The organism is Geminicoccus roseus DSM 18922 (assembly GCF_000427665.1).
Lineage (GTDB): Bacteria > Pseudomonadota > Alphaproteobacteria > Geminicoccales > Geminicoccaceae > Geminicoccus > Geminicoccus roseus.
Genome location: NZ_KE386572.1, coordinates 861,278 through 877,560 on the forward strand (window position 1 = coordinate 861,278; position 16,283 = coordinate 877,560).

Below are 16,283 nucleotides of genomic sequence, written 5' to 3' on the forward strand. Positions count from 1 at the left end.
TCACCACTCGGCAAAGCTGCCGTCGGCATGGCGCCAGACGGGGTTGCGCCAGCGATGCCCGATCGCGGCCTGCCGGCGCACCGCCTCCTCGTCGATCTCGATGCCCAGCCCCGGCCCGTCCGGGATCTGCACGAAGCCGTCCCGGTAGGCGAACACCGAGCGATCGGTGATGTAGTCGAGCAGGTCGCTGCCCTGGTTGTAGTGGATGCCCAGGCTCTGCTCCTGGATGAACGCGTTGTAGCAGACCGCGTCCAGCTGCAGGCAGACCGCCAGCGCGATCGGTCCCAGCGGGCAGTGCAGGGCCAGCGCCACGTCGTAGGCCTCGGCCATCGAGGCGATCTTGCGCGTCTCGGTGATCCCGCCGGCATGGCAGGGGTCCGGCTGCACGATGTCCACATAGCCGCCCTGGAGGATCCGCTTGAAGTCCCAGCGCGAATAGAGCCGCTCGCCGAGCGCGATCGGGGTCGCCGTGTGGTTGGCGATCTCCTTCAAGGCCTCGTCGTGCTCGCTCAGCACCGGCTCCTCGATGAACATCAGCTTGAACGGATCCAGCTCCTTGGCCAGCACCTTGGCCATCGGCCGGTGCACCCGGCCGTGGAAGTCGACGCCGATGCCGAACTCCGGCCCCATCGCCTCGCGCACCGCGGCGACCCTTGCCACCACCGCGTCGATGCCGCGATGGCTGTCGACATATTGCAGCTCCTCGGTGCCGTTCATCTTCACCGCCGAGAAGCCCCGCTCGGCCACCGCCCTGGCGCCTGCCACCGCGTCGTCCGGCCGGTCGCCGCCGACCCAGGAATAGACCCGGATCCGCTCGCGCAGCCGGCCGCCCAGGAGCTGGTGGACCGGCACGCCCAGCGCGCGCCCCTTGATGTCCCACAAGGCCTGGTCGATCCCGGCGATGGCGCTCAGGTGCACCGCCCCGCCGCGGTAGAACCCGCCGCGATACATCACCGTCCAGTGGTCCTCGATCAGGAACGGGTCCTTGCCGACCAGATAGTCGGCCAGCTCGGCCACCGCCGCCGCGACCGTGGCGGCACGCCCCTCGACCACCGGTTCGCCCCAGCCGGCGATGCCCTCGTCGGTCTCGATCTTCAGAAAGCACCAGCGTGGCGGGACGAGGAAGGTTTCGAGCCGGGTGATCTTCATGAAATGCCTGCCGGTCCTCTGAACGATGCTGCGCCGGCGTCATACCGCACCGCGACCGCGCAGGCGACGTCCGGCCGGGGGGATTCGGCCGCGGATCAGCCGCGCAGGGCGCGCAGCGCGTTGAGGATCACCGCCACGTCGATCACCTCCTGGAGGAGGGCCCCCTGCACCGGCGGCAGATGGCCCAGCGCCGCCACCAGCATCGCGGCGACCGACAGGCCGAGCCCGGCGATCACGCTCTGCAGGGCGATCCGGCGGGTGCGCTGCGCGACCTCGACCGCGTCCGCCAGCCGGTCGAGCCGGTCGACCAGGAGCACGATCCCGGCCGATTCCGAGGATGCCGCAGCTCCCCTGGCGCCCATCGCCACGCCGATATCCGCCGCCGCCAGGGCCGGCGCGTCGTTGACCCCGTCGCCGACCATCATCACCGGCTGGGTTCTGCGCTCCTCCAGCACGATGTCGACCTTGGCCGAGGGCGACAGGTCGGCGGCCACCGCGTCCAGCCCCAGCGCCTTCGCCACCTGAGCCGCGACCTCGGCGCGGTCGCCGGTGGCCAGCACGATCCGGCCGAGCCCTACCTGGCGCAGCCGGCGCACCACCGACGCCGCGTCGTCACGGACCCGGTCCTCCAGCACGAGAATGCCCGCCAGCTGGCCGTCCACCGCGACGTCGACCCGCGCCGCGCCATCGGCCGCGCCGGGATCCGCGTCCGGCGGCGGCGCCGCGATCCGGGCGCGCACGTAGCCATGGCCGCCCAGCGCCACCTCGTGCCCGTCGACCCGGCCGGCCAGCCCGGCGCCGCTCTGCTCCACCACGCCGCCGGGATCCGCCAGGCTCAGGCCACGCTCGTGCGCGGCGTCGATCAGGGCGGCGGCGACCACATGGGCGGAGGCCTGGTCGAGCGAGGCCGCCAGCCACAGGACCTCGTCCGGGCAGAAGCCCGGCTGCGCCTCGACCCGCGCCAGCAGCGCCCGGCCCTGGGTGAGGGTCCCGGTCTTGTCGACCACCACGGTGCGCGCCCGGCCCAGCGCCTCCAGCGCCTGGCCGCCCTTGACCAGCACCCCCAGCCCGGCCGCGCGCGACATGCCGGAGATGATCGCCACCGGCACCGCCAGGATCAGCGGGCAGGGCGTGGCCACCACCAGCACGGCCAGCGCCCGCACCGGGTCGTCGCTGCCGATCCAGGCCGCACCGGCGACCAGCACGGTGAACAGGAGGAACCAGATGGCGAAGCGGTCGGCCAGCCGGACGGCGGGCGCCTTGGACCGCTGCGCCGCCTCGACCAGCCGGACGATCCCGGCATAGGCGCTTTCCCGGGCCGGCCGGGACACGATCAGGTCGAAGGGCACCCCCACTGAGGTGGTCCCGCTCGACACCTCCGCGCCCGGGGGCCTGGCCACGGGCACCGATTCGCCGGTCAGCGCCGAGGCGTCGATCAGGGCGCCCTCGCCCGCCACCCGGCCGTCGACCGGCAGGACCTCGCCGTGCCGGATCAGGATCCGGTCCCGCGGCACGAGGTCCTCGATGGCGACCTCCTCCAGGCCGCCATCGGCATGGCGCATCGCCGTGCGGGCCACCCGGCCGAGCAGGGCGGTCATCTCCCGTCGCGCGCGCTGCTGGGCGAACTGTTCTAGCAGCTGGCCGCCGGCATACATGAGCGCCACCACGTTGCCGGCCAGGGTCTCCCCGAACGCCAGCGCCGCGCTCATCGACAGGGCCGCCACGATGTCCAGGCCGAGCTGGCCGCGGCGCAGCGAGGTGACGATCTCGACCAGCAGCGCCAGCAGCACCGGCACCGTCGCCAGGAACCAGGCCAGCGCGGCATCGTCGTTTCGCCCGGCCAGCAGCAGCGCGAGGCCGGCCGCGAGCCCGCCAAGGGCAACCGCCACCAGCGCCGCATCGATCCACCAGCCGGGTATCCGCGACCCCACCAGACCCTCCCCTGCCGCCTGTCCGATCGCCAGGGTTAGGGGATTCCCCGGATCAGCTCCACGTCAAGACGTGGGCAGGATCGTCAAGCCTTGGCCGGGTCGTGGCCCCAGTTCATCAGCGAATAGCGCCAGGCCGAATGCTCCATGTCCTCGGCGGGGCCGCCCTGGGCCAGATGCCGGTGCACATAGCCCACGACCTTGCGCATGTGGGCGAAGTCCTCGTCGCTCAGCTCGGACTTCCTGCTCCGCTTGATCGCGACGATCCGCCGCCCGGACTGGTGGCCGACGGATTCGTCCTCCCCATCCTTGGTCCAGCCGACCGAGCGGCTTTCCTCGGTTTCGAGGAACGCCTCGAGTTCCGCCGGCGCCATGTTCACCGCCTCGTTGAACGCCTTCCAGGTCTCCTCCCGGTCGTCCTGGTCACCGCTGGCCATGCTCTGCCTCCTCCGGGTTCCGTTGTCCCTGGAACGAGCGGCCGGACCGGCCGTTCCCGGGACCGGACCACTTGGGTAGGCAGGCCGGAGGAGCCGGAGATGACCAAGGAATTCCACAAGGGCGACCGGGTGAGCTGGAACTCGGCCGGCGGCCGCAGCACCGGCAAGGTCGTGAAGGAGCAGACCAGCCCCACCCACATCAAGGGCCACAAGGTGGCGGCGTCGCCGGACAATCCCGAGTTCATCGTGAAGAGCGAGAAGTCCGGCAAGACCGCGGCCCACAAGCCTGAGGCGCTCAAGAAGCTCTAGCCGTCCGCCCCCCTCAGTCGGCGACGTCCAGCCACGTCCGGTAGACATAGCCGACGCTGTCGCCGCCGCGCACGACCTCGAACCAGCCGAGCTCCTGCTCGCCGACCTGGATCTGCTCGCCCTCGTGCAGCACGCCGACCCTGGGATAGTCGTTGCCGGGGCCCTTGCGCAGGTTCACGTCGGCCACCACCCGGTACATCGGCGGACCGGCGCCCGGCTCCGCCATCGCCGCCGGCCTGGACGGCTGTGCCGCGGCGGGCGAGGCCGCTGCCGGCGCCGACGTGGCGGGCGGGGTTGCGGGCGCGGCTGGGGTCGGCTCGGCAAGCAGCGGCACCGGGGCGGCCGGTGGCGCCGCCTGCAAACGGGCCTCCAGCGAGGCGCAGGCCTCGGGCAATGGCTGGCCGGCAGCGCCGCCCGGCTGGTCCAGGTCGGCGAGACATATGGCGCGCTGGCGTTCCGCCGTATCGGCATGGACGACCACGAGGTCGCCGATCGCATAGAGCTGGCATTCCGGCTGGCTGCCGGGATTGCGGTAACGCTCGCATTCGGACAGCGCCTGCTGGATGGCGTCCTCGACCGTAGCGGCGTCGTCGCTCCAGCCGGTCGCGTAGTTGGCGCTGTTGTCGAGCGTGCCCCCGGTGACCGCAAAGGCGCGCGGCTGCGGCTGGGTGCGGTAGTTCGCGAAATCTTGGACGGGGCCGGGCGCTGCCGGACCCGTCGTCGAGGCGCACGCCGCCAGGCCCAGGAGGAGCAGGGTCGCCAGGCCCGCCGTCGCTAGCCGGGCATCGGCGTCGGCAAGTCTGCAGAGATATCGGCCGGAAATCGCCACCGGGACCAGCGGCCAGCTACGTCGCACCATCATGCTACTCCAATTCAAAATCATCGGTGACCAGAATATCGTAAGAAATAAGTTATAATATTCGCGGTCATGGCGAAGTTTTTCTGCTGGTCTTTCCGGAGACCAGCTTCCGCTTCTCCCTGATGAAGACAGACAGCCTAGTTCTAGGCTCAACCGCCGAGCGTGGGTACCGGGCCAAAGGGAAAATTCTCGGAACAGGGGCCAGATAATCGGCCGGACGTTGCAGCCCTGCCCTCCCGGACCGGGCTGGAAGGCCGCCGGGGTTCAGCCGCGCCCGAGGAAGCGGCGGAACGCCGCCAGGGTCTCCTCGCCGACATGGTGCTCGATGCCCTCGGCATCGGCGTCGGCAGCGCGCGGATCGACGCCCAGCGCGACCAGGAAGTCGCGCACCAGCTGGTGGCGCTCCCGCGAGCGGGCGGCCAGGGCCTCGCCGCGCTCGGTCAGGAAGATCGCCCGATAGGGGGCGCTGGTGACCAGCCCGTCCCGGATCAGCCGCTGGACGGTGCGCACCACCGTGGGCGGCGCCACCCCGAACCGCTCGGCGAGATCGGCGGCGCGGGCCTCGCCGTGCAGGGCGATCAGCTCGGCGATCATCTCCACATAGTCCTCGGCGATCTCCGACTGGTGGGCCTGCCGCACCCGGGCGAAATGCGCCGCCTGCCGGCCGATCGGGTCCTGGCCCCCCGCCTCCTCGTACGGCTCCTCCCGTTCGGGAACCACACCGTGGGCCATTGTCTTCGTCGTCAAGATCGATCCCATATCCGTCGGGGCTCCCCCTGGGATGAGCATACAGCACGCAAGGTGTCCGCAGGCAATCCGGGTCTGCCTGATGACGGTGATACGAAACAAATTAGCTATCGACAATTTTTTGGCTGCAATGCAAACCTCTGGATAGGGATGACGGAATGGGGAAGCCTTCGATGGTGCTCGGAGACTGGATGACGCGGATCGGCCGGGTGATGTTGCCGGCGGCCCTGCTGGCGGCCGGCATTGGCACGGCCAAGGCCGAGGAACCATTCAAGGTAGTCACGACCTTCACGGTGATCGCCGACATGGTCCAGAACGTCGCCGGCGACGCGGCCGTGGTCGAATCGATCACCAAGCCCGGCGCGGAGATCCACAACTACCAGCCGACCCCGCGCGACATCATCAAGGCGCAGGACGCCGACCTGATCGTCTGGAACGGGCTGAACCTGGAATTGTGGTTCGAGCAGTTCTTCCAGCGTCTGGACGGCGTGCCCTCGGTGGTGGTCTCCGCCGGCGTCGAGCCGATGTCGATCGGCGAAGGCCCCTATACCGGCAAGCCCAACCCGCACGCCTGGATGTCGCCCAGCTCCGCGCTGATCTATGTCGAGAACATCAAGAACGCCCTGGTCGAGCACGACCCGGACAATGCCGAGACCTACGAGCGCAACGCGAAGGCCTATGCCGGTCAGATCCAGGCCCTGGACCAGCCGCTCCGCGAGCGCTTCGCGAACGTGCCGGAACAGCAGCGCTGGCTGGTCACCAGCGAGGGCGCCTTCAGCTATCTCGCCCGCGACTATGATCTGAAGGAACTCTATCTCTGGCCGATCAACGCCGACGCCCAGGGCACCCCGCAGCAGGTCCGCAAGGTCATCGACACCGTCGAGGAATACGGAATCCCGGTCGTGTTCAGCGAGAGCACGGTCTCCGACAAGCCGGCCCGGCAGGTCGCGCGGGAAACCGGTGCCGCCTATGGCGGGGTCCTGTATGTTGATTCGCTGAGCGAGGCCGACGGACCGGTGCCCACCTATCTGGACCTGCTGCGCGTCACCAGCGAAACCATCGCCAACGGACTAACCTCGCAATGAGACAGGCCGCCGCCATTGATGCTCCCGCCGGCAGGTATGCCGGCGGCTTCAGGCCGGATCCGGGCCAACCGGGGATCGTCGTCGACAACGTCACCGTCACCTACCGCAACGGCTTCACGGCGCTGCGCAACGCCAGCTTCTCCGTGCCCGCCGCCTCGATCTGCGCGCTGGTGGGCGTCAACGGCAGCGGCAAGTCGACGCTTTTCAAATCGATTATGGGCTTTGTCCCGCTGGCCCGCGGTTCGGTGAGCCTGTTCGGCGAGCCGGCCGGCCGGGCGCTGAAGGCCAATACGGTGGCCTATGTCCCGCAGAGCGAGGAAGTCGACTGGAATTTCCCGGTGCTGGTCGAGGACGTCGTGATGATGGGCCGCTACGGCCACATGAACTTCCTGCGCATCGCCTCGCGCGAGGACCGCCGCAAGGTCGACGAGGCCCTGGAGCGGGTCGGCATGGCCGGCTTTCGCCATCGGCAGATCGGCGAATTGTCCGGCGGGCAGAAGAAGCGGGTGTTCCTCGCCCGCGCCCTGGCCCAGGAGGGCCGGGTCATCCTGCTGGACGAGCCGTTCACCGGGGTCGACCTGAACACCGAGCAGGCGATCATCGTTCTTCTGCGCGAGCTGGCCGCCGAAGGCCGGGTGATGCTGGTCTCCACCCATAATCTCGGCAGCGTGCCTGAGTTCTGCGACCACGTGGCGATCGTCCGGCACACTGTTCTGGCCTCGGGCCCGATCGGGCAGGTGTTCACCCGCGCGAACCTGGAACAGGCGTTCGGCGGCCAGCTGCGCCACCTGACCCTGGGCGGTCCGGCGCTGCACGACGACGCCGATCCGCGCAGCGTGACCGTGCTCACCGACGACGAGCGCCCGGTGGTGCTCTACGGCACCGACAGCCGCGACGAGCATGCCTGCCTCGCCAACGAGCGTGCCCAGCCGTGAGCGTGCTGCTGGAGCCGTTCGGCTACACCTACATGGTCAACGCCATGTGGGTCAGCGCCCTGGTCGGCGCGGTCTGCGCGTTCCTGTCGGCCTATCTGATGCTCAAGGGCTGGTCCCTGGTCGGCGACGCCCTTTCCCACGCGATCGTCCCTGGGGTGGCCGGCGCCTACATGCTGGGCCTGCCCTACTCGGTCGGCGCCTTCCTGTCCGGTGGCCTCGCCGCCATGGCGATGCTGTTCGTGCGCGAGCGGACCCGGCTGAAGGAGGACGCGGTGATCGGGCTGACCTTCACCTCCTTTTTCGGCCTTGGCCTGTTCATGGTCTCCCTGTCGCCGACCTCGGTGGACGTGCAGACCATCGTGCTGGGCAATATTCTGGGCATCGCGCCCTTCGACATCCTGCAACTCGCCCTGATCGGCGGGGTGTCGCTGGCCATCCTTCTCCTGAAATGGCGCGACCTGATGGTGGTGTTCTTCGACGAGAACCACGCCCGCTCGATCGGCCTGCATCCCGGACGCCTGAAGGTCCTGTTCTTCACCCTGCTCTCGGCCTCGACCGTGGCCGCCCTGCAGACCGTGGGGGCGTTCCTGGTGATCGCCATGGTCGTCACCCCGGGCGCCACCGCCTACCTGCTCACCGACCGGTTCGGCCGGCTGATCGCGCTCAGCGTCCTGATCGGGGCCGGCAGCAGCTTCGTCGGCGCCTATGCCAGCTATTTCCTGAATGCCGCCACCGGGGGGATCATCATCGTGCTGCAGACCCTGGTCTTCCTGGCAGCCTTCCTGTTCGCGCCCAAGCACGGCCGGCTGGCCGCGCGCCGCCAAGCCCGGGCCGCCCTGGCGGACCAGCCATGAGCGATCTGGTCGCCTTCTTCACTGAGCCGTTCGCCTTCGACTTCATGCGCCAGGCCCTGATCATCGGGGTGATGGTCGGCATCACCAGCGCGGTGCTGTCCTGCTTCCTGGTGCTCAAGGGCTGGTCCCTGATGGGCGACGCGATCAGCCACGCCGTGCTGCCCGGCATCGTGCTGGCCTATATCGCCGGCCTGCCCCTGGGGGTCGGCGCGTTCGCCGCCGGGATGGGCTGCGCCGTCGCCACCGGCTATCTGAAGGAGAACAGCCGGCTGAAGGAGGACACGGTGATGGGCATCGTGTTCTCCGGCATGTTCGGCTTCGGCCTGGTGCTGTTCACCAAGGTCGAGACCGACCTCCACCTGGACCACATCCTGTTCGGCAACATGCTGGGCGTGAACTGGGGCGACATCGCGCTGTCCGGCGCGATCACAGCATTGACCCTGGCGGTGATCGGCGCCAAGCGCCGCGACCTCTTGCTGTTCAGCTTCGATCCCACCCATGCGCGCGCGATCGGCCTGCCGGTGCGGCTCCTCCATTACGGCCTGCTGGCCCTGCTCTCCCTCGCCATCGTCGGCGCGCTCAAGGCAGTGGGCATCATCCTGGCGATCGCGATGCTGATCGCGCCCGGCGCCATCGCCTTTTTGCTGACCGACCGGTTCGACCGGATGCTGCTGCTGAGCATGCTGATCGCGGTGGCGGCCTCGGTCCTGGGCATCCTGGTCAGCTTCCGCCTGGACAGCGCGCCGGCGCCCACCATCGTCCTGGCGCTCACCGTGATGTTCGCGGTCGCGTTCGTGTTCGCGCCCAAGCGCGGCGTGCTGGCGCTGCGCCGCCGGGGAGAGGCGCCGGCCGAAGGCGGCTGAACGCGGCCGGTGTGGAACCCTGGGAGGCCCGGCAGGTCTATCCTCCATGCGTGCCGCGGCCGCCGCGGTGGTGATACGTTGGCTGGAAACGGCCGGTCCTCCCCCATGGAGAAGCGACTTGCTCGACCTCTGGTACAAGAACGCCATCATCTACTGCGTCGACGTTGATGCCTTCATGGACGGCAATGGCGACGGCGTCGGCGATTTCCAGGGGCTGACCGACCGGCTGGACCATCTGGAGGCCCTGGGCGTCACCTGCGTGTGGCTGATGCCGTTCTACCCCAGCCCCAACCGCGACAACGGCTACGACATCACCGACTTCTACAGCGTCGACCCGCGCCTGGGCTCGCTTGGCGACTTCGTGCAGTTCGCCCGCGCCGCCCGCCATCGCGGCCTGCGGGTGATCATCGACCTGGTGGTCAACCACACCTCGATCGACCACCCCTGGTTCCAGGCGGCGCGCAGCGACCCGGAATCTCCCTATCGCGATTGGTATGTCTGGTCCGAGGAGAAGCCGGACGACGCCGAGGAAGGCATCATCTTCCCAGGGGTGCAGGAGACCACCTGGACCTGGGACGAGCAGGCCCAGGCCTATTACTTCCACCGCTTCTACGCCCATCAGGCCGACCTCAACATCGCCAACCCGGCGGTCCGCGAGGAGATCGAGAAGATCATGGGCTTTTGGCTGGAGCTGGGCGTGTCCGGCTTCAGGATCGACGCCGTGCCGTTCCTGATCGAGTACAAGGGGCTGAAGGTCCAGCCGGACACCGATCCCCACGAGTATCTGACCGAGATCCGCGACTTCCTGTCCTGGCGCAAGGCCGAGGCGGTGATGCTGGCCGAGGCCAACATCGCGATGGACCAGGCCGACGAATATTTCGGCGACGGCGACCGGATGACGATGGTCTTCCACTTCATGCTGAACCAGCGCCTGTTCCTGGCACTCGCCCGCGGCGACGGCCGCCCGGTGGTGGACATGCTGCGCGCCACCCCGAAGATCCCCAAGACCGGCCAGTGGGCGCATTTCCTGCGCAACCACGACGAGCTGGACCTGGGCCGGCTGAGCGAGTCCGAGCGCCAGGAGGTGTTCGCCGCGTTCGGCCCCGAGCCCGGGATGCAGATCTATGGACGGGGGATCCGCCGGCGCCTGGCCCCGATGCTGAACGGCGAGTGGCGCCACATCGCCGTGGCGTTCAGCCTGATGTTCGCCCTGCCGGGCACGCCGGTGCTCTGGTTCGGCGACGAGATCGGCATGGGCGAGGACCTGTCCCTGGAGGAGCGCAACGCGGTCCGCACGCCGATGCAGTGGAACGAGGGCCCGAACGGCGGCTTCTCCCCGGCGGATCCCGCGGACCTGGTCCGGCCGATGGTCAGCGGGGGCAGGTTCGGCTTCGAGACGCTCAACGTCGCCCGCCAGCGCGACGACCCGCACGCGCTCCTGGAGCAGGTCCGGCGGATGATCCGCGAGCGCCGCGCCCATCCGGAGATCGGCTGGGGACCGTGCGAGATCGTGGAGACTGGCGAGCCGGCAGTGATCGGGCTGCGCCAGACCTGGCAGGGCAACAGCGTGCTCACCCTGCACAACCTGGCTGACCGCCCCGTGGAGATCATGCCCGTCCTGGCGGAGGGAACGCCCACCCGGGTGAAGACCCTGCTCTGCGACCATGAAGGCCAGATGGTCGAGCGGATCGACCAGCCGGTCCGCCTGCAGCCCTACGGCTATTGCTGGCTGAAGTTGCTGGGCGACGACGCGGCCTTGCCCTGAGGCTAGGGGGCGACCTCGCGCTCGTCCGCGTTCCCGCCCGGGCCCGGGGAAGTGAGTTCGGACAGCAGTGCCGCAAGCCTGATGGTGGAGATCGGCTTTTCCAGGCGCGGCACGTGGCGGAGATCCGGCGGGATCCCCTGCTCGTCGTAGCCGGTCGTGAACAGGAACGGCACCCCGCGCTGGATCAGGCTGCCGGCCAGCGGGAAGCACAATTCTCCGTTCAGGTTGACGTCCAGCACCGCCGCGTCCAGCCGGCCGCAGCTTTCCATGAGCGCCATCGCCTTCGTGAGGCTGCCGACCGGCCCGACCACCCGTGCGCCATGGCCTTCGAGCGTCGCCGCCAGATCGTCGGCGATGAAGAACTCGTCCTCGACCACCAGGATGATACGGCCGCGCAGGTCATGTGGCGTTCCGCTCATCATGGTCGTCCTCTGAGGAATGATGAAGAGGCAAGGCGATCCGGCAGCGCAACCGCCCATCCTCCAGCTCGAGCTGGGTGGCTGCACCCAGTTGATAAGGCAATGCGCGCTCGATGAGTTCCCTTCCATATCCCGACCGGGGCGGGACGTCCTCCTCCTGCGGCGGGATTTCTTTTTCCCGCCAATCCAGCACGAGGGTCGGAGCAGCCCCATCCGTCTGCTCGAGCGTCCAGGTCACGAGCAGGCTGCCTTCGGGCGCCGCCAGCGCGCCGTGCTTGCGCGCGTTGGTGGCCAGCTCGTGGATCGCCAGCGACATGGTCTGCACCGTCAGGAACGGCAGCCCGATCGGCGGGCCTCCCAGCTGCACCCGCCGCTCCTCGCCCTCGACGCCCACCGCGCTGAGCTCCAGCCGGATCAGGTCGCGCAGGTCGACCGCCGGGGCTTCCGCGCGCGACAGCAGGCCCTGGACCCGGGAGAGCGCGCCCAGCCGCTCGTCCAGGCGGGCGTGGAACTCGTCTGCGGAGGGGCTGGTCTCCAGGATCCGCCGGGCCATGGAGCGCACCAGGCCCAGCAGGTTGCGCGTCCGGTGCTGCAGTTCAGCGACCAGCACCGCGTTGCGCTCGCTGCCGGCCCTGACCTGCTCCACCGCCTCGTGCTCGGCCGTGACCTCCACCACGATGGCGGTGGCGCCCGCCAGCTTGCCGGAACCGTCATAGAGCGGGTTGGCGTTGCTCCGGAGCCAGACGGTCGCGCCGTCGGGCCGGCGGCAGCGCGTCTCGATCCTGGTCGTCCGGGTGCAACAGGTCCTGCAGGCGCAGCTTCCCCAGGAGCTCGTCGCGCTCCCGGCCGATGATCTCGCAGTAGCGGTCGTTCACGTAGGTGAACGTGTCCTGGACGTCGGTACGGGCAATGCCCACCGCCGCCTGGGTGACGATCGAGCGGAACCGCTCCTCGCTGTCGCGCAAGGCTTCCTCGGCGCGCACGATCGGGGTGATGTCCAAAAAGGTGATCACCGCGCCCGCGATGAAATTGTCGGTGCTGCGGTAGGGCAGGACGCGCGCGATGTAGCGCTGCCCGGTCTCGGGATCCATCACCTCGCGCTCGACGCTGCGCAGGCTGCGCAGGACGGCATGGATCTCGTCATAGTTCACGCGCGACTTGATGTGCGTGATCGGCCGGCCGAGATCGCTCTCCACGAAGTGGAAGATTTCCGCGATCGCGGGCGTGTAGTTCATCACCTTGAGCTCGTTGTCGAGGAACACGGTGGCGATCTGCGTGTTCTCCAGGAGGTTCTTCATGTCGCTGTTGGCGCGGCCGAGTTCCTGGACACGGTGGGCAAGCTCGCCGTTGACCGTGGTCAGCTCCTCGTTGATCGACTGCAGCTCCTCCTTGGAGGTCTCCAGCTCCTCGTTGGCCGACTGAAGTTCCTCGTTGAGCGACTGGTACTCCTCGTTGGACGACTTCAGCTCCTCGTTGGTGCTCTCCAGCTCCTCGATGGTCGCCTGCAGCCGCTCGCGGTTGATCCGCAGCTCCGCTTCCAGCCGCTGGACATGCTCGTCGCGCAGATGAGCGAACGCGGTCGCGTCCGGGACGGCATTTCCCTCGACCGCCTCGTCGCCATCCTTGAACAGGACCACGATGTGCCGCGAACGGTCGTTGCGGTCCTGCAGCGGCTCGATGATCAGGTCGATGCCCGCTGCTCGCCCTCCCGCCTGATGCGCAGCCGCTCGACCCGCACCGTCTCGTTCCGCTCCAGCGCCTTGGTCAGGGCCGCCCGCAGGTCGAGGCGGAGGTCGCGATGGACCAGGTTGATCAGGTTCAGGCTGGCAACGCCGCTCGACGGGTCGAGGAATCGCCCGGTGCCGCCCGAGAAATGCAGGACATCGTACTGCTCGTCGGTGATCACGTAGGCGGGCGCATACCGCTCGGCGATCCGCTGCGCCCGTCTGGCCAGGCCGCCGTCATGCGGGCGAGGGCGCACGAACGGCATGGGTGCCGCCGGGTGGCGCGAGCTGCCGGTGACCGGGAAGTCCGGCAGGATCCTGGTGGGCGTGTCCAGGCGGCGGAAGATCCGGTAGCGCCGGTCGATCGGCACGAACAGCTTCTGGTGGCGGCTGACGTTCTCGGAATTGCCCAGGAACAGGTAGCCGCCCGGCTGCAGCGCGAAGTGGAACAGCGGGATCACCCGGTTCTGCAGCTCCGGCTCCAGGTAGATCAGCAGGTTGCGGCACGAGACCAGGTTGATCCGCGAGAACGGGGCGTCCTTGATCACGTTGTGCTGGGAGAAGATGCACATCTCGCGCAGCTCCTTGGCCACGCAATAGGTGTCGCCCTCCCGGACGAACCAGCGCGCCAGCCGCTCCTCGCTCACGTCGCGCTCGATCTCGCGCGAGAAGCGCCCGACCCGGGCCGAGGTCAGCGCCCGGCCGTCGATGTCGGTGGCGAAGATCTGCACGTGCGGGACCACGTCGAGCCTGGCCATGCTCTCGCGCAGGAGGATCGCCAGGGAATAGGCCTCCTCGCCGGTGGCGCAGCCCAGCACCCACAGCCGCACCTGGTCGTCGCGGCCCCTGCCTTCCAGGAGCCTGGGGATGACCTCCTGCTCCAGGAGCGCGAACTCCTTGCTGTCGCGGAAGAACTGGGTGACGCCGATCAGGAGGTCGTTGAACAGATGCTGCGGCTCGTCGCGATCGGCCTGCAGCGCCTGGGCGTAGTCGTCCACCGATTCCGACCCGATCACCTGCATCCGGCGCTGCACGCGGCGCAGGAAGGTGTTCTTCTTGTAGCCGTGAAAGTCGTGCCCGGTCTTGTTGAGCAGGATCGACGCGATCCTGTCCAACGAGGCGGCCAGCTCGGCCTTGTGCTCGGACAGTTCCTTGTCGAGCGCGAGCCGGTTGAGGTGCTGGCCGAACAGTTCGATTCGACGGGGGATCTGGTCCGGCTCGAGGACGAAGTCGGCAAGGTCCGCCGCGCCATGGCTGCTCGTCGGCAGATCGAGCCCTGGATCGGCCTGCTCGGCGATGGTCAGCCCGCCGGCCTCGCGGATCGTGGTCACCCCGAGCGCGCCGTCGCCGCCCACCCCGCCCAGGACCACGCCGACCGCCCGCTCCTGCTGGTCGCCGTCCAGCGAGACGAAGAAGCTGTCGATGGTGCCGCGCTCCCCCGCCGGCTCCTCGGCGTTGCGGGTGACGAAGCAGCCGTCCTCCAGGGTCACGATCACGTTCGCCAGGGGCAGGTAGACCCGGCCTGGCTCGATCGCCGCGCCGCCTTGGATCGGACCGAGGCTCAGCCCCGATTCGTTCACCGAGGCTTCCAGGCGTGCTTCGTCCAGCGCCTCGCGGTGCTGCAGCACGACCACCACGGCCAGCCGGCTGCTGGACCCGAGCTTGGGCAGGAGTGCCTCGAGCGATTGGATGCTGCCACCCGACGCGCCGATCGCCACCACGAGGTCGGGGCCGGCGGGAACCGTCGCTTCTGGCCCGGCCTGTTCGGAGTTGATGCTCTGGCTCAAATGGCTGCTCCGGAACGCGTCCTGGTCAAGGCCCTCCAGGAATGCCGGTCACAGGGACGGAACATGAGCTTCTGGCATACGGGTGACGTCGGCGGGCAGTCAGGATATGGTGCAGCATGAACGAGCTTTCCATCGAAGAACGCCATCTCGAGGAAGCGGACGCCCATATCCGCAGGGCCGTGCAGTCCATTGCCGAACAGGAGCAGATCTTCTTGGCGGTTGCGGAAAACAGCCGTGACCGGACTGAGGCGCATCGTCTGCTCGCCGTCATGCGGCAGACGCTGGAGCAGTTCCATGCGCACCAGCGCCTGATCGCCGAGCGCATCCATGCCTTGACCAGGGACCATCGGGCGCCTCCGTGAGTTGTTTCGGCTAGCCCTGGTCCGGGGCCGGTTCCGCCATGCTCTTCAGAACGGCACGCCGCAGGACCTCGACGTTGTGACGGTACTCCTCCGCCCGATCGGCGTATATTTCCGCGACCGCATGCCGGCCGCCGCTCCTGGCCTCCTTGGCCATCCGTGTCACCAGTTCGGCGCGCTCCTCGATGATCCGCAGCGCCACCCGCAGCGCCTCGTCGACTGCATCCTCCTGCTCCTTGGCGGCCACCTCGGCGGTGAAGCCATGGCCGACCTGACAGCGAAAGCGCAGGGGCCTGCTCTCGCGCACCATCGACAGGACGTCCTGGCAGTTCGGGCAGGTCAGCGGCAGCGGGTTGCCCAGGCGCTGGATCACCTGGCTGTCGACCCGCTCGCCCGCCGCGATGTCGACCTCCAGCCGGATGTCCGGCGCCACCGGCAGCGGGATGCCGGCCGGTTCGCGGGCGAGGTCGGCGAGCGCGTCGCTAAGGCGCGCACCCGGCACGCAAAGGTCGACCGCGGTCGCCAGCAGGGCGTTTTGCGGCATCTCCTGGGCCACCGCGTCAGCGGGATCCTGGACCACCGCCATGCCGCCGCAGCGCTTGATCGCGACGAGCCCCGACGCGCCATCGTTCAGGAATCCGCTCAGGATCACCCCGATCACCCGTGGCCCGTAGGCGGCGGCCGCCGAGCGGAACAGGGGATCGATCGAGGGCCGCATCATGTTCTCGCGCGGGCCGCGTCCCAGGCGCACCACGCCGCCGGCCAGGATCAAATGATGGTCGGGTGCCGCCAGGTAGATCTGGCCCGGCTTGATCGCCATGCCGTGCTGCGCCTGCCGGACCGGCAGGCTGCCCGAGGCGGACAGCACGGTCGACAGGATGCCGATGCTGCGGGCGGGGATGTGCAGCACGATGAACACCGCGGCCGGCAGGTCGGCGGGCAGGCTGCGGATCAGGGCCTTCAACGGCGCCGTCGCCCCTGCCGAGCCGCCGATCACGATGATGTCGTGATTGCCCATGGACCCTCAGGAAATCCGGGCGGTCCTTTCGCAACGCCCTCGCGC

At 68.9% G+C, this 16,283-nt stretch carries 14 protein-coding genes and 1 pseudogene; 7 read left to right on the forward strand and 8 right to left on the reverse strand.

Features of this window, described 5'->3' with window-relative positions; all coding sequences use genetic code 11:
• The 3 genes from dgoD to GEMRO_RS0105385 form a co-directional block, all read right to left on the reverse strand.
• On the reverse strand, window positions 1-1,149 hold the full coding sequence (dgoD, locus tag GEMRO_RS0105375; RefSeq protein WP_027133181.1) for a galactonate dehydratase: 1,149 nt from the start codon (window positions 1,147-1,149) through the stop codon (window positions 1-3).
• Window positions 1,150-1,244: 95 nt separating this feature from the next.
• On the reverse strand, window positions 1,245-3,080 hold the full coding sequence (locus tag GEMRO_RS0105380; RefSeq protein WP_240476603.1) for a heavy metal translocating P-type ATPase: 1,836 nt from the start codon (window positions 3,078-3,080) through the stop codon (window positions 1,245-1,247).
• 83 nt (window positions 3,081-3,163) lie between these two features.
• Window positions 3,164-3,514: a DUF3140 domain-containing protein gene (locus tag GEMRO_RS0105385; RefSeq protein ID WP_027133183.1), complete on the reverse strand. Its 351-nt coding sequence runs from the start codon at window positions 3,512-3,514 to the stop codon at window positions 3,164-3,166.
• A gap of 99 nt (window positions 3,515-3,613) precedes the next feature.
• Between GEMRO_RS0105385 and GEMRO_RS0105390 the strand changes: the two genes are divergently transcribed.
• Window positions 3,614-3,823: a hypervirulence associated TUDOR domain-containing protein gene (locus GEMRO_RS0105390; RefSeq protein ID WP_027133184.1), complete on the forward strand. Its 210-nt coding sequence runs from the start codon at window positions 3,614-3,616 to the stop codon at window positions 3,821-3,823.
• A 13-nt stretch (window positions 3,824-3,836) separates the two neighbouring features.
• On the opposite strand, the gene GEMRO_RS0105395 is transcribed toward GEMRO_RS0105390, so the two are convergent.
• Both GEMRO_RS0105395 and mntR read right to left on the reverse strand, forming a co-directional pair.
• Window positions 3,837-4,685, reverse strand: coding sequence for an SH3 domain-containing protein (locus GEMRO_RS0105395; protein ID WP_027133185.1), 849 nt, complete (start codon window positions 4,683-4,685; stop codon window positions 3,837-3,839).
• 261 nt (window positions 4,686-4,946) lie between these two features.
• A complete protein-coding gene (gene mntR, locus GEMRO_RS0105400) occupies window positions 4,947-5,429 on the reverse strand; it encodes a manganese-binding transcriptional regulator MntR (protein WP_240476604.1) in 483 nt (160 codons plus the stop codon).
• A 212-nt stretch (window positions 5,430-5,641) separates the two neighbouring features.
• On the opposite strand from mntR, the gene GEMRO_RS0105405 reads away from it, so the two are divergent.
• The 5 genes from GEMRO_RS0105405 (at window position 5,642) to GEMRO_RS0105425 (ending at window position 10,931) form a co-directional block, all read left to right on the forward strand.
• Window positions 5,642-6,514 (forward strand): metal ABC transporter substrate-binding protein, encoded by an 873-nt coding sequence (locus GEMRO_RS0105405; protein WP_051329553.1) that lies wholly within the window; start codon window positions 5,642-5,644, stop codon window positions 6,512-6,514.
• Complete coding sequence (locus tag GEMRO_RS0105410; RefSeq protein ID WP_084506583.1) at window positions 6,511-7,449, forward strand: manganese/iron ABC transporter ATP-binding protein; 939 nt, start codon at window positions 6,511-6,513, stop codon at window positions 7,447-7,449. The genes GEMRO_RS0105405 and GEMRO_RS0105410 overlap by 4 nt, the downstream gene beginning before the upstream one ends.
• Window positions 7,450-7,481: 32 nt before the next feature.
• The gene (locus GEMRO_RS0105415) at window positions 7,482-8,303 is read left to right on the forward strand and encodes a metal ABC transporter permease (protein WP_051329555.1); all 822 of its coding nucleotides are present in this window, start codon (window positions 7,482-7,484) and stop codon (window positions 8,301-8,303) included.
• Entirely contained in the window at window positions 8,300-9,166 is an 867-nt protein-coding gene (locus GEMRO_RS0105420; RefSeq protein WP_027133190.1) for a metal ABC transporter permease, read from the forward strand. The genes GEMRO_RS0105415 and GEMRO_RS0105420 overlap by 4 nt, the downstream gene beginning before the upstream one ends.
• Window positions 9,167-9,341: 175 nt before the next feature.
• A complete protein-coding gene (locus GEMRO_RS0105425) occupies window positions 9,342-10,931 on the forward strand; it encodes an alpha-amylase family protein (protein ID WP_322100053.1) in 1,590 nt (529 codons plus the stop codon).
• A 2-nt stretch (window positions 10,932-10,933) separates the two neighbouring features.
• Here GEMRO_RS0105425 and GEMRO_RS0105430 read toward each other — a convergent pair whose 3' ends face one another.
• Window positions 10,934-11,350: a response regulator gene (locus GEMRO_RS0105430; protein ID WP_027133192.1), complete on the reverse strand. Its 417-nt coding sequence runs from the start codon at window positions 11,348-11,350 to the stop codon at window positions 10,934-10,936.
• Window positions 11,331-14,849 (reverse strand): annotated as a pseudogene (locus tag GEMRO_RS35905) (CheR family methyltransferase). Before GEMRO_RS35905 ends, GEMRO_RS0105430 begins: the two are co-directional and overlap by 20 nt.
• Before the next feature lie 128 nt (window positions 14,850-14,977).
• On the opposite strand from GEMRO_RS35905, the gene GEMRO_RS0105440 reads away from it, so the two are divergent.
• Window positions 14,978-15,223, forward strand: coding sequence for a hypothetical protein (locus GEMRO_RS0105440; protein ID WP_027133193.1), 246 nt, complete (start codon window positions 14,978-14,980; stop codon window positions 15,221-15,223).
• A gap of 10 nt (window positions 15,224-15,233) precedes the next feature.
• Here the strand turns inward: GEMRO_RS0105440 and GEMRO_RS0105445 are convergent, their stop codons facing one another.
• Window positions 15,234-16,238, reverse strand: a complete 1,005-nt coding sequence (locus tag GEMRO_RS0105445) for a chemotaxis protein CheB (RefSeq protein WP_027133194.1) — start codon at window positions 16,236-16,238, stop codon at window positions 15,234-15,236.
• Between the last annotated feature and the right edge of the window lie 45 nt (window positions 16,239-16,283).